This is a genomic window from Robertmurraya mesotrionivorans, assembly GCF_050971805.1.
In the GTDB taxonomy this organism is placed as follows: Bacteria; Bacillota; Bacilli; order Bacillales; family Cytobacillaceae; genus Robertmurraya_A.
This window is the reverse complement of sequence record NZ_JBPCCH010000003.1, coordinates 37,530-51,004: the sequence shown is the minus strand read 5'-3', so window position 1 is coordinate 51,004 and position 13,475 is coordinate 37,530. Positions and strand designations below refer to the sequence as shown.

Below are 13,475 nucleotides of genomic sequence, written 5' to 3'. Positions count from 1 at the left end.
TTTGAAATGTTGGTTATTACAGGGTTTTGGAATTTTAGGAAGAAACAAGGAAATACAGGGAGGAAAAAATCGTGATAAAGGTCATCGATGTAAAAATAGAAAATCAAGAGATACTTTTTGGGACAGATATTTTAAAACCTCGTTTTAGCTGGAAGCTGAAAAGCGAAACGGCAGGAACTTGTCAAATAGCTTATCAGGTACAAGTATTTGAAGTATCCTTTACTATGAAAAAGCTAATTTGGGATTCAAAAAAAATTCAATCAACGGAATCGATTCATATTGAATATGGTGGTCCTTCATTAGAAAGTAGAGCGAGTTACTGCTACAAAGTTCGGGTTTGGTGTTCCAATGGGGAGAAAACACCATGGAGTAGTGAACAATATTGGGAAATGGGGTTACTACACAAAGATGAGTGGGTGGCAAGATGGATTGAACCAGAGCAGGAAGATGTAACGGAGGAACCAGAGCTTACCTTAGAAGATATGTTCATCAAGAAAAATAAAGGGGAGTACTCTCCACCTGAAAAAAAGCTCCACCCACCAAAGATAGTGAGAAAATCATTTACAGTGGGTCATAAACCAATTGAAAAGGCCAGACTATATATTACTGCACATGGCCTTTATCAGGCAAAAATAAATGGGAAAAAGATCACGGAGGCAGAATTTACTCCTGATTTTACCTCTTACACAAACTATCTTCAGTATCAAACCTATGACGTCTTACCACATCTCGTTGTAGGGGAAAATGTACTCGGGGTGACACTATCTGATGGGTGGTATGCAGGAAGAATCAGTATCCCTGGTGGAAGTGCTCAGTTCGGGAACCGTCAAGGGCTCCTTGCCCAATTAGAAATTACATTTACTGATGGAACAAAGCAAATGATTGGAACAGATCACTCTTTTCAATCAGCCGACAGCCATTATGTATACAGTGATATTTTTATCGGGGAAAAACAGGACAAAAATTTAGAGAAAATTGCCTGGGATTGTCCGGGCTACGAATGCATATCCCACGAATGGTCGAGTGTTAAAGTAGCCGAATACAATTTAGATAACTTACGTTCGCAATACGGCGAATATGTAAAACCAATGGAATCTCTTTCTCCCATTCGAATTTGGAAGGATGAAAGTAATGCGTTTATCATTGATTTTGGGCAGATTATTGCAGGGCGTGTTCGGGTACATTTGCAATGTTCAAAAGGTGAAGAAATTAAGATAGAGCATAGTGAAGTATTAAATGAGAAGGGTGAGTTTTTTTCTAATATCGTTGGTCGTAATAAAGAGCAAACCGATTATTATGTAGCTAGTGGTGAATATGGAGAAGTGTTTGAACCAACTTTTACTTTCCATGGGTTTCGCTACGTTCGCCTATCAGGCTACCATTCTGAACTTCTATTAGATGATATCACAGCAATTGTATTATTTTCTGATATGAAGCAAACGGGTCATTTCCAAACATCTGATTCAAAGATCAATCAGTTATGGCAGAATATCCAATGGAGTCAGAAGGGGAACATGTTATCGATTCCAACGGATTGTCCTCAACGTGAAAGAGCCGGTTGGACAGGAGATTTACAGGTGTTTGCACCAACTGCTGCTTTTAATATGGATGTTCAATCATTTTTAACCAGATGGCTTTGGAATCTGCAACTAGAACAGACGAATGAGGGAGAGATTCTTAATTATTCTCCTGCACCGAAGGATATTTGGAATGACCTTAAATTTACTGGAAGTATATCTTCAGCAGGCTGGGGAGATGCAATCATCATCGTTCCATGGATACTCTACCAAAGATACGGGAATCAACGTATTCTGGAGGAATGCTATCCAGCGATGGAAAAATGGCTTTCTTTTATAGAAAAAAGTGCAGCTAAGGGAAAAGAGAATAATGAAAATGACGATGACCGTTATTTATGGGATACGAAGTTTCATTTTGGGGACTGGATGATTCCTAGTTTTATGTTAGGTGAAAATCCACAAGGTCCAATTGCCTCCGCTCTTAAAACAAAGGATTGTATAGCAACTGCATTTTACGCTTATTCTTCTAGTTTATTATCTAAGATTGCAAACATATTAGGAAAAAAAGAGAGGGCTCACTATTATGATCATCTTCATCATAAGGTGAAAAAAGCCTTTGAATATGCCTACGTGAAAGATACTGGAAAGCTAACAGCGGATTACCAAGGGGTTTATACACTTGCCCTTGCTTTTAATCTCCTAACTGAAGATAAAAAGAAAAAGGCAGTTAATCGATTGGTCGAATTAATCAAATTAAATGACTATCGAATTGATACAGGATTTTTATCAGTTCCCTTTATTTTGGACGTTTTATGTGAAAATGGATACAAAGATATTGCTTATAAGCTCTTGTTCCAAACGAATTGTCCTTCATGGTTATATGAAGTGAATCATGGTGCAACCACGATTTGGGAGTCATGGGAAGCCATCAAACCGGATGGGACAGTAGGTGCATTCTCCTTTAATCACTATGCCTTCGGATGTGTAGGAGATTGGCTTGTTCGTCATATCGGAGGACTAAGCCCAATGGAGCCAGGATACAAAAAATTTAAGGTGGAGCCCAATATTACCGATCAGCTGACGCATGCTAAAACCAAGTACGATTCTGTATACGGTGAAATCAAAATCAAATGGCAAATGGTAGATACAAATGAAATGTTTCTTCAAGTTCATGTCCCACCAAGTACTTCTGCCATTATTTCACTTAAGAATGTATGTGAGGACAACATTACAAACCTTCAGACACAATTAATAAATAGAGGATATACAAATAGTAAATTTATTAAAGAGGAAAATAGGGTGGAATTCCTGGTGGATTCGGGACCGTTTGATATTACGTATAAAATGAAAAAACTTAGTAAGGAAGCGTGTTTAAAAAGCTAGATAGAAGAGGCACCAAGAGCTTTACTCCAAATGGGTAACGCTTTTGGTGCCTTTTTTTCGATATTCAGCAGGAGTAATGCCATGTACTTTTTTAAATGATTTGTAGAAAAAAGTAATATTGGTGTAACCGACTTCATTGGCGACTTGGTCAATAGTAAAGTCAGTGTTTTCTAAGAGCGTACATGCATTTTTTATTTTTAATTGATGTGATACTTCAATAAAAGTTTTTCCCAAGTTGGTTTTTAAAAGCCGTGTTAAATGGTTTGGGTGAAAATGAAACTTTTCCGCTGTTTTTTCTAACGTAATGTTCTTATAATTCAATTCCATATACTTTAGTATTTCAGAAATGATGCCTTTTTTAAAGGTAGGTTCCCCTTTTGTTTTTGAAAGACTATTATAACTTCTTAACAATTCCGTGAAAATTAGTAACATATATGAATTAATTGCTTCGTTTGAGCATAGTTGAGGATGATAAAATTCATTTACGGCTTGTAAAATTAAATCTTTCAGGCGATCATTTTGCCCTTTTGAAAATAAGATATAACGACTATCCTTCTTTTGTTTATAAATAGCATTTACGAAAAAATCGGTTAATAGGTCATTTCCTGATAATCTTTGAAGTAGTGCTGAATCAAAGTAACTTGTGCGAATTAGAATATTAATAATAATATCGTTTTCTGACGCACTATCAATTGAATGAGTTACATTCGTATCTAACAAACATAGATCTCCTTGCTTTAAAATAACTTCTTTACCGTTAATAAATTGTTTACACGTACCAGATAATACATAATTCATTTCAATAAATGAATGTCGGTGTTCTGTGAATTTTACATAGCGTGGGTGTTTTAAAAACACAACATTTTGATCTGGTTTAAAAAAATTATCTACAGGTACGATAGTAGGTAAGGGGATATCCTTAGAAAATGTAAGACCTGACTCTCCTAAATGAGAGTAATGTTTTGGATGTGAGGGACTACCAGAATACTTTATTTCAAATTCACTCAATTCTCTTAATTGTTTTTCAAGAGTGGATGTATCCAAATATAGTCACCTTCTTTAAAAATATAATATACTACTTATATTGTAAGCGAATACAATAAAGAAATAAATGAAAAAATCAAGGTTGATGGAAGGGTGATATTGATGTGGTACCAAAATAAAATAACTAAACTACTAGGATTGGATTATCCGATCATTCAAGCGCCTATGGCAGGCGGTGTAACAACTTCCAAGTTTGTCTCTTCAGTGTCAAACGCCGGTGCCTTAGGGATGATTGGTGCTGGATATATGCAGCCCGATGAATTACGTCATCAGATAAGGGAAATAAAAGCTTTAACTACTAGAACATTTGGGGTTAACTTATTTATACCAGAACAACCAAAAATATCAGATGAAGAAATAAATGAGGCAAACGAACTCTTACAACCTTTTAGAAACCTATTAGGGATTAAATTGGAATTACCTACATATGAAAATAGCTCTATATTTGAAGAAAAACTAAAAATTATCATTGAAGAAAAGGTGCCTGTGTGCTCGTTTACATTTGGGATCCCATCAAAGGAAGTAATAAGCGAATTAAAGAAACATAAGGTCATTGTCATTGGAACAGCCACAACCGTGAATGAAGCTGTAATCAATGAAAATGTTGGGATGGATGCTGTTGTGGTTCAAGGAAGTGAAGCTGGAGGGCATCGGGGTACTTTTGCAAAAGACGCGCAAGAAAGTTTAGTAGGCCTAATGGCTTTGGTACCTCAGGTTGTGGATCATGTCACCATTCCTGTTATTGCATCCGGCGGGGTGATGGATGGTAGAGGTTTGATAGCTTCTAAGTTTTTAGGAGCAGAAGCAGTTCAAATGGGGACAGCTTTTCTCACTACGATAGAGAGTGGAGCAAATGATCAACACAAAAAAGCTATACTACAAGCAACAGAAGACGAGACAATGGTAACTACCGTATTTTCAGGAAAACCGGCTAGAGGAATTAACAACCAGTTTATGAAAGAGCTGAAGAGCAGAGAAAACTTGATACCAGCTTATCCTATTCAACATTATTTAACTAGTAATATTAGAAAAGAAGCTGCAAGACAAAATAATCCTGAGCTTATGTCTCTTTGGTCGGGTCAAGGGGTTAGGCTGAGTCAACGTCAATCTGTTTATGAACTTATCACAGGTATTGTTTCTCAGGTCGATCAGTTGTTGAAAGAATTTTGAGTGTAAAAAAGCCATTCAGCTATATCAGCTAGAATGGCTTTCCTATTTTTAATCCTTAATTTAACTGATCAGCAGGACCAAAGAATTCAAAATGGATCTTATCAGAAGAAATTCCTAACTTTTTTAATGCGTTATTAACTGTTTTCATGAATGGAATCGGACCACAGAAGTAGAAAGAAGCGTTTTTATCTTGAACGACAGAATCAATCCAAGAAAGGTCTATATATCCTTCTTTATCGAACTCATTGTTTAATACATCCATTTCTGTTGGCTTTTCATAGCAAAGATAATACTCGATATTCTCCGATTTATTAGAAAGTTCTTTAACATGCTCATGCATGGCATGAGTCGTTCCGTTAATAGCGGCGTGAATAAATGTGACTTTACGATTTGGCTGTTTAGAAGCAATGGTATTTAACATGCTAATCATTGGAGTAATTCCAACACCACCACTTAGCAATACAACAGGTTCTGTAGATTCTACATCTAAAACAAAGTCCCCTGCAGGAGCTGTCACTTCAAGAGTATCTCCTTCTTGGATGGTATCGTGTAAGTAAGTGGATACTTTCCCGTTTGGGATATGTTCAGAAGAAGAGGTTTCCTTTTTTACACTAATGCGGTAGTACTCTTTTTCAGGACTGTCAGATAAGCTATACTGGCGAATATGAGTGTACTCTTCTCCGGCAATTTTTACACGAATGCTAATATACTGGCCAGGAGTGAAAGTAGGAATCCCCTCACCATCCTTTGGCTGCAAGTAGAAAGAGGTGATTACTTCACTTTCTTTTACTTTCTTAGCAACAGTGAATTCTCTAAAATTATTCCAGCCACCAGATTGAGCAACCGTTTCCTCATACATTTCTTTTTCTACTTGAATAAATACATCAGCAATGACACCATACGCTTTCCCCCAAGCATCAATAATGTCATCGGTCGCAGCATCGCCAAGTACATCCTTTATTGCCAATAATAAATGTTTTCCGACGATAGGATAATGCTCAGCTTTGACTTGTAAACTTCTATGTTTATGGGCAATTTGTCTAACAACTGGTAGTATTGCTTCTAAGTTATCAATATATGCAGCTGCAGCGTAAACCGTATTTGCTAGAGCTTTTTGCTGTCTTCCTTGTTTTTGATTGGCGTGGTTGAAAATATTTAACAACTCCGGATGGTTTGTAAACATCATCTCGTAGAATCTCTTGGTAATGGCTTCCCCATGTTGTGCTAAGACAGGAACAGTAGATTTAATAATTTCAATCGTTTTCGTGTCTAATGGACTTGTGGTTGTTGTCATGCTAATCTCCCCTTAATAATATTCTCACAGTGATAAAGATATATTTTAAATACATATTTATTTTAGACATTGATGATTACTTAAAGCAATATTTAAAATACATGTTTAACAAAATGTTCACATTTGTGATGACAAAAGATGGTTTATGTTATATTTAAATTACTGAAATGCAATTGAGAACAAGGGTGATTACCATGCAATTAACCGCATATACAGACTATACATTACGTGTATTAATCTATTTGGGAATGCAGGTGAGCGGTGAAAAATCAAATATTAAAGAAATTTCAAGTTTTTATAACATCTCCAATAACCATTTAAGTAAAGTGGTGTATGAATTAGGAAAGCTCGGGATGATTGAAACCGTTAGGGGAAGAAATGGAGGAATAAGGCTAGCGAAAGAGCCAGATCAAATAAATATTGGTGCGATTGTTCGTCATACAGAGAGCCCAATTAATTTGGTTGAATGCTTTGACGAGACGAGAAACACTTGCAAATTAAGTCCGGCTTGTAAATTGAAATTTGTATTGAATGAGGCACTAAACTCTTATCTGAAAGTCTTAGACGGATATACATTAGAAGATTTGCTGCAAAATAGGGAAGAATTAAAGACACTATTTTAATATAAGTAAAAAGGTTGCTCAGGCAACCTTTTATTATTTTCATTGAACTACAAAAACGATCTTAACACCTTCAAAAACAGCGATAAGGACGGATTCAAATTGTTCTTTTTCCAAGCAATGACAAGCTCAAAGTCTTGGTCGTCAAATTGATCGATTTCCACAAAACGTAGCGAGGAGCTAGAGATCGTTTCAAAGCTTTTGGGTAAAATGGAGATCCCCATTTCTGATTCCACAAGTATGGGCACCGTATCAACAAAGCGAGGCTGGCTGACTATTTTTGGAGTGAATCCATGTTGCTCGCATATCTGGACAATAAAATCATACGAACCGACCGGTGAATCGTGACGATTATGTATGATGAATGGTTCCTGTGCCACATCTGATAAAGTGATTTTTTTGTTGTTTACTAATGGATGATTTTTGTGCATAACAATGCAATACGGTTCTTTAGCAACCGTTTCGATTTCTATTTCTTCAATTCGATGAAGACCAGACGGCAGGGTTAGAGCGAAATCTAGTTCCCCATGCTCTAATTCATCTTTTAGCATTTTACTAGGAAAATGATTTAAATGGAGTTCGACTTTTGGATATAATTTACGAAATCGTTTGATGACTTCTGGTAGAAAACCTCGAACATGTACGGCCAAAAAGCCTATCGAAAGACTACCAATGATTCCTTCATCAGTTTGCTTTGCCTTTTCAATGGCCACGCATGTTTTTTCCACTATCTCAATGGCTTCTTTGAGAAAAACAGAGCCTGCAGGGGTGAGCTTTACGGAGCGTTTGTTTCTGATAAATAGTTTTACTCCCACTTGATCCTCTAAATCCGCAATTTGCTGGCTAATCGCGGATTGAGCAACATACAGCTGATTGGCAGCTTTCGTAAAATTTAAATGCTCGGCAACAGTGATAAAATAACGCAATTGGCGAATATCCATAAGACCCTCACTTGTCATGATTTTTCTATTATTTTATCATAGAATATGAGAATAAAAGGATGAGGAAGGAAAGTTTCCCATATAACAAACAGTTGTCTACTACAATAAAATAGGAAGAGTAATCAGAAATCGTGATTACAGAAATCAAACTCTAATATTTCCAATTCTTTCGATTTCGTTTTATGGTTAAATGTGAAAGCGCTTTACAATATAAAAAATACTGACTAGGGGTGTGGTGAAATGGTCGTACAGGTCGTTGGCAAATTACCTAATGAAGGCAAACCATATTACGTTCGAAATGGTGAGGGTGAAAGATACTTATTCGGAACACAGGTAGCGTCGGTTGTTGCTACAACAAAAAGTACTGGTGATATGCTAGAAATCGTTCAATTATCAGGCGGAAAAGGGGACTATTTTCCATCACATATACACGAACAAGCCCAGGAAGGAATTGTCGTTCTTGATGGTAGACTTGAGGTAGAGATAAATGGAGAAAAGCATCTGTTAACGGCAGGGGATTATGTTCATATTCCTGCAGGCACGGTTCATTCGTATTGGATGCAGAGTCATCGAACACGCTTTTGGTCTTTTACCATTAATGGAACTGTGGCAGAGCTATATTCACATATTGGGGAGACTTATGATAAATTTGAACGTCCACCAGTTTGTAAAACCCCCTTAGAATTAAATGGTCTTGCAAACATTCCTAGTAATATTGATATAAAAATCGTTGATCGTCAGCAAGTATCCGAGTCGGCTCAGTTGGTGAAAGGGTGTGCCATACCAAAAGAGGCTAAACCCTACGTTCTTGAATCTGGAGAAGGAGTGCACCTGCTGAGTGGGGATACTGTTCACTCTCTTCTTACTACGAAAGAGGCAACGGACGGTCATTTTATTGCTTTAGTATCAGAGGGACCAAAGGGGTTGCCGATTGGAGAACACGCACATGAATTCACAAATGAAACCTTTATGTGTTTGCAAGGAGAAATGACCCTTTGGGTAGATGGAGAGGAGTTGCATCTCTTGCCGGGAGATTTTGCCTACGTGCCTGCAAAAACGGCCCATCGCTTCCGTTGTGATGCCCACTACACGAAGTTTCTGGGGGTATTAACACCAGGGGATTTTGAGGATTTCTTTCGTATTCTAGGAGATGAATATGAACATCCTATTTTTCCTAGCGAGCCTGCACCCTATCGGTTTGATCGAGTCATTCAACGAATCCAGGAAATTGATTTGACTCTATTAGGAAAGCCGCCACGTCCCTCTGATATTGAAGAGGTTAGTTAAATATGAGTTTTAAAGTTAGAATTATACCAGACCTTGTGTTTTCCTCCCCCTGTGGAAAGCCGTTATTGCTAGATTTATATTTGCCTCTACATGCAAAAGAACCATTGCCAGTTATTGTGTGGTTACATGGAGGCGGTTGGAGAATTGGGGATCGGAAGCTTGGGCCGGATTTTTGTCAGTTTTTTGCCGAAAAAGGCTTTGCTATGGCGAGTATAGAGTATCGTTTAAGCGGGGAAGCACTGTTTCCAGCACAAATTCATGATGTGAAGACGGCGATCCGTTGGCTTCGTTCGGTTGCTGATGAGTATCAGTTAGACAGCGGACGTATTGGATTATGGGGTTCATCTGCTGGCGGACATTTGGCTTCATTAGCGGCAACTACGGGATCTGGAATCCTTGAAGATTTGGATCATGAATATGCTGAATTTTCCAGTGATGTTCAGGCAGTGGTTGACGGTTATGGTCCAACAGATTTCTTGCAAATGGATCTCCATCATACATCTGAGGGACCTTCCAATGATCCAGAAACGGAACGACTTCACCCAGTCTTACATCACTCTGATATGGATTCTCCAGAATCTCAATTACTAGGAGCTCCTATCCATTTGATACCTGATCGTGTGCGGGAAGCCAATCCCATCACGTACATAAAGGGGGGAGAACCGCCTTTTCTGATCATGCATGGAACAAATGATACGGCAGTACCGGCACATCAAAGTGAATTACTTTATCAAGCTCTCTTAGAAAAAGGAAATGATGCCACGCTCTGTTTAATAGATGGTTTTGGTCATGCCTTTTTCAACAACAATGATTTGGACAATCATGAACCTTATACTGTTAAGCTTTGTACGACTAGAGCAGGGGAGAAAGAGCAGATAGAAACCACCCACGTAAAAATATTTGAAATGATTGAAAGGTTTTTTGGAAAACATTTAATAAAAAATTGACTAAAAGATACTCCAAGTAAACGGAGTATCTTTTTTCTTACTGTTCAATCATCTGAAATTGCGATTTCTCAAATAACATCTATGTATTTCAAAAAAGTTTTTTTCTGTCTTATCATTTAATTACAGGCTAACACAATGGCTAGATTGAAAAACGAGGAGGAGTTTTCTTGAAATTACTAACATATTCCGTAAATAATGATTCACTCAGACTAGGTGTTTTAGTAGATGAAAATACGATCATCGATCCGCAGCAAGCGTATATAGAGCAGCTAAAGCAACAAGGGCAACAAAGGGCGGAAGAAATTGCAAACGCTTTACTCCCAACTAATCCTGTGGAATTTATTGCAAATGGGGATATGGCTATAAAAGCGGCAAAAGAAGCCATCGACTATGCACTTGGACATTCAGAAGAAACATTGGCAATCTATAAAAAAGATTCGGTAGAAATTGGACCACCGGTATTAAAGCCAAGTAAGATTATCTGCGTTGGATTGAATTACAAGAATCATATTATTGAAATGAAGCGAGATTTCCCAGCTCACCCGGTTATTTTTGCTAAGTTTGCAACAGCGATTGCTGCTCCTAACGACGTCTTTCCACTTAACTCTGAGTTAACGAAGAAGCTAGATTATGAGGCAGAATTGGCATTCGTGATTGGGAAGGAAGGAAAGAACATTAAGGCAGAGGATGCTTTGGATTATGTGTACGGCTACACAGTAGCTAATGATATTACAGCTCGCGATATGCAAAAAAGAACCATCCAATGGCTGCAAGGAAAAACTCTTGATAAAAGTCTTCCATTAGGCCCCGTATTAGTGACGAAGGATGAAATTGCAAATCCTCATGATTTGGATATTTCTTTAACCGTAAATGGTGAAGTAAGACAAACCTCTAATACAGAGCAACTGTTGTTTAACGTAAATCATTTGGTTGAGTTTTTATCTGGCATTTGCACGTTAGAACCAGGTGATATTGTTTGTACGGGAACTCCAGGTGGTGTTGGTGAGGCGCAAAATAAGTTCCTTCAAGATGGAGATGTTGTAAAAGTGGAAATTTCGGGGATTGGAGCGATCTTGACGACGATTAAGGAGGAGAGTGTTTCATGACAATTTTTCAAGAGCCGATTCGGGATATTGCTCATTTAGCTCATATAGAATTGCTATCACCAAAGCCAAATGAAAGTCTTGAATTTTTCCAGGAACTACTTGGGATGACTGTCTTAAAGAGTGAGGGACAATCCGTGTATTTACGAGGCTGGGGTGACCAGCAGCTTTATAGTCTGAAGCTAACCGAAGCCAAGCAAGCTGGCCTTGGTCATGTGGCGATGAGAACCTACTCTTCACAAGCGCTTGAACAACGTGCGAACCATCTTAAGGATAGTAAGTACGGTATCGGTTGGACTGACGGAGATTATGGACATGGTCCTTCCTATCGTTTTATGGATCCGGCTGGACATAAAATAGAAGTCTTTTACGAAGTGGAAAAGTACATGACACCCGATCATTTAAAGCCAGGGTTAAAAAATATGCCGCAAAAATATTCTGCAAGGGGTGCTGCGGTTACACAGCTTGATCATATTAATTTGTTTAGTCCTAATGTGGATGCGGATAGTTTGTTTTATCGTAAGTTCCTCGGTTTCAAATTAAGTGAGCAAGCGGTAACAGAAACAGGGAAACAAACAACTGCTTGGCTACATGTGACCAATAAGTCGTATGATATGGCGATTTCATTAGATAAAACAGGTGCCCAGGGCCGCTTTCATCACGCCGCCTTTAAAGTAGAGACTCCAGAAATGGTTCTGCGAGCAGCAGATGTGTTTTTAGATAATGGAATTTATATTGAAGCTCCTCCTAACAAACATGTGGCAGGGCAAACGATGTTTGTGTACGTGTATGAACCTGGAGGCAATCGGATTGAAGTTTGCTCGGGTGGATTTTTAATTTATACACCTGATTGGGAAACGGTAACATGGACTCCGGAAGAACGAAAAAAAGGATTAGCTTGGGGATCGCCTCTGCCAGCTACGTTCCACACATATGGTACACCAGATATTGAGAAATCAAGTACAGGAGGGTGAGGGAATGAACAAGATGTTAAATAAGTTAACTCATGAGGAAGCCATTGAGCGTGCAAGGGAATTATCTATCATGATACGTTCTCGTTCACGAGAAGGGGAAAGCTTGAGGCATCAACCACAAGAGAACATTGACGATTTTATTGCATCAGGGTTAGTTCGCTCGCTGGTGCCTAGTCGTTGGGGGGGACACGAACTTGATTGGAAAACATTAGCTGGTAGTGCAATTGAGGTATCAAAAGGAGATGCCTCAGCAGGCTGGTGCTATTCCTTATTACTGCTTCATAGCTGGATGCTTGCCTTTTTCCCGAACGACGCTCAGAAAGATGTATGGAAGGACAATCCAGATGCTTGTCTAGCCACCTCCATAAATCCAAGTCCGAACTCAGAAATCCTAAAAGTAAAAGGTGGATATCGTCTAACTGGGAAATGGGGATTTTCTTCAGGTATTAACCACTGTGATTGGGTCATGATTAGTGCGGCAGCTCCACAAAAGGATAGCCAGAAAGAAAAAAAGATGTTGTATTTTCTTGTACCGAAAAGCAATTTGAGAGTAATTGATGTATGGCATGTTGTAGGAATGAGAGGAACAGGTAGTAACTTACTAGAATTAACGGATGTGTTTGTCCCTGAATACCGCACGATGGAGTTGACTCCGTGGAACCTTCACGGCATTTCTCCTGGGATGGAACAAAATAAGGCTCCACTCTACCGGATTCAACTGTCAGCGGTTATGCCAGTAACATTATTATCTGTTATTTTAGGAGCAACAAAAGGTGCATATGACATTTGGCGGGATATGGTCATTGGAAAAAATAAATCCCGTAAAGGAGAGCCTGTCGCAAACTTAACACATCAACAAATTCGACTAGCTAAAGTAGCAGCTAAGCTGGAAGCGGTAGATGCCCTCCTTCATAAATCGCTGGAATTAGTAGAATCCGGACGAGTACTCGAATACAAGGAACGAGTTAGTTTGCGAAGAAATTATTGTTATTGTGCGGAACTATGTACCGAAGCAATGGAAACCATTTATACGAGCAGTGGAGCAGCAGCATCAGCCGAAAGCCATCCATTACAACAATATTGGCGAGATATCCACGCGGGAGCACAACATACCGCATTTAATTTCGATTGGGTAGGAGAGCTTTTTGGCAAATTGGAGCTTGGACTTCCTGTGAGTGTAGAATACTAGAAACGG

11 protein-coding genes are annotated in these 13,475 nt (G+C 38.6%); 8 read left to right on the top strand and 3 right to left on the bottom strand.

The window, feature by feature from the left end:
* The first annotated feature begins 71 nt into the window (after nucleotides 1-71).
* Nucleotides 72-2,900, top strand: coding sequence for an alpha-L-rhamnosidase (locus tag ACRX5O_RS06745; protein ID WP_433905257.1), 2,829 nt, complete (start codon nucleotides 72-74; stop codon nucleotides 2,898-2,900).
* Nucleotides 2,901-2,921: 21 nt separating this feature from the next.
* Here the strand turns inward: ACRX5O_RS06745 and ACRX5O_RS06740 are convergent, their stop codons facing one another.
* Nucleotides 2,922-3,944: an AraC family transcriptional regulator gene (locus tag ACRX5O_RS06740; RefSeq protein WP_433905256.1), complete on the bottom strand. Its 1,023-nt coding sequence runs from the start codon at nucleotides 3,942-3,944 to the stop codon at nucleotides 2,922-2,924.
* 102 nt (nucleotides 3,945-4,046) lie between these two features.
* Between ACRX5O_RS06740 and ACRX5O_RS06735 the strand changes: the two genes are divergently transcribed.
* Complete coding sequence (locus tag ACRX5O_RS06735; protein WP_433905523.1) at nucleotides 4,047-5,114, top strand: NAD(P)H-dependent flavin oxidoreductase; 1,068 nt, start codon at nucleotides 4,047-4,049, stop codon at nucleotides 5,112-5,114.
* A gap of 55 nt (nucleotides 5,115-5,169) precedes the next feature.
* On the opposite strand, the gene hmpA is transcribed toward ACRX5O_RS06735, so the two are convergent.
* Nucleotides 5,170-6,408 (bottom strand): NO-inducible flavohemoprotein, encoded by a 1,239-nt coding sequence (gene hmpA / locus ACRX5O_RS06730; protein WP_433905255.1) that lies wholly within the window; start codon nucleotides 6,406-6,408, stop codon nucleotides 5,170-5,172.
* Nucleotides 6,409-6,602: 194 nt separating this feature from the next.
* Between hmpA and ACRX5O_RS06725 the strand changes: the two genes are divergently transcribed.
* Nucleotides 6,603-7,031 carry an Rrf2 family transcriptional regulator gene (locus tag ACRX5O_RS06725; protein WP_433905254.1) on the top strand — a complete coding sequence of 143 codons (429 nt, stop codon included), beginning with the start codon at nucleotides 6,603-6,605 and terminating at the stop codon, nucleotides 7,029-7,031.
* A 47-nt stretch (nucleotides 7,032-7,078) separates the two neighbouring features.
* Here ACRX5O_RS06725 and ACRX5O_RS06720 read toward each other — a convergent pair whose 3' ends face one another.
* Nucleotides 7,079-7,969: a LysR family transcriptional regulator gene (locus tag ACRX5O_RS06720; protein WP_433905253.1), complete on the bottom strand. Its 891-nt coding sequence runs from the start codon at nucleotides 7,967-7,969 to the stop codon at nucleotides 7,079-7,081.
* Between the two features lie 240 nt (nucleotides 7,970-8,209).
* Here ACRX5O_RS06720 and ACRX5O_RS06715 point away from each other — a divergent pair, with 240 nt between their 5' ends.
* The 5 genes from ACRX5O_RS06715 to ACRX5O_RS06695 all read left to right on the top strand — a co-directional run bounded on the left by ACRX5O_RS06715 (nucleotide 8,210) and on the right by ACRX5O_RS06695 (nucleotide 13,469).
* On the top strand, nucleotides 8,210-9,256 hold the full coding sequence (locus tag ACRX5O_RS06715) for a quercetin 2,3-dioxygenase (RefSeq protein WP_433905252.1): 1,047 nt from the start codon (nucleotides 8,210-8,212) through the stop codon (nucleotides 9,254-9,256).
* Between the two features lie 2 nt (nucleotides 9,257-9,258).
* Complete coding sequence (locus tag ACRX5O_RS06710; protein WP_433905251.1) at nucleotides 9,259-10,203, top strand: alpha/beta hydrolase fold domain-containing protein; 945 nt, start codon at nucleotides 9,259-9,261, stop codon at nucleotides 10,201-10,203.
* Nucleotides 10,204-10,370: 167 nt separating this feature from the next.
* On the top strand, nucleotides 10,371-11,309 hold the full coding sequence (locus ACRX5O_RS06705; protein ID WP_433905250.1) for a fumarylacetoacetate hydrolase family protein: 939 nt from the start codon (nucleotides 10,371-10,373) through the stop codon (nucleotides 11,307-11,309).
* Complete coding sequence (locus ACRX5O_RS06700; protein ID WP_433905249.1) at nucleotides 11,306-12,280, top strand: VOC family protein; 975 nt, start codon at nucleotides 11,306-11,308, stop codon at nucleotides 12,278-12,280. The genes ACRX5O_RS06705 and ACRX5O_RS06700 overlap by 4 nt, the downstream gene beginning before the upstream one ends.
* Before the next feature lie 4 nt (nucleotides 12,281-12,284).
* Nucleotides 12,285-13,469, top strand: coding sequence for an acyl-CoA dehydrogenase family protein (locus ACRX5O_RS06695; RefSeq protein WP_433905248.1), 1,185 nt, complete (start codon nucleotides 12,285-12,287; stop codon nucleotides 13,467-13,469).
* Nucleotides 13,470-13,475: the final 6 nt, after the last annotated feature.

Bases quoted from the DNA above. Each gene is read 5' to 3' on its own strand.
- ACRX5O_RS06725 (WP_433905254.1), top strand. From the start codon at position 6,603: ATGCAATTAACCGCATATACAGACTATACATTACGTGTATTAATCTAT.
- ACRX5O_RS06695 (WP_433905248.1), top strand. From the start codon at position 12,285: ATGAACAAGATGTTAAATAAGTTAACTCATGAGGAAGCCATTGAGCGT.
- ACRX5O_RS06720 (WP_433905253.1), bottom strand. From the start codon at position 7,969: ATGGATATTCGCCAATTGCGTTATTTTATCACTGTTGCCGAGCATTTA.
- ACRX5O_RS06710 (WP_433905251.1), top strand. From the start codon at position 9,259: ATGAGTTTTAAAGTTAGAATTATACCAGACCTTGTGTTTTCCTCCCCC.
- ACRX5O_RS06700 (WP_433905249.1), top strand. From the start codon at position 11,306: ATGACAATTTTTCAAGAGCCGATTCGGGATATTGCTCATTTAGCTCAT.
- ACRX5O_RS06735 (WP_433905523.1), top strand. From the start codon at position 4,047: ATGTGGTACCAAAATAAAATAACTAAACTACTAGGATTGGATTATCCG.
- hmpA (WP_433905255.1), bottom strand. From the start codon at position 6,408: ATGACAACAACCACAAGTCCATTAGACACGAAAACGATTGAAATTATT.
- ACRX5O_RS06715 (WP_433905252.1), top strand. From the start codon at position 8,210: ATGGTCGTACAGGTCGTTGGCAAATTACCTAATGAAGGCAAACCATAT.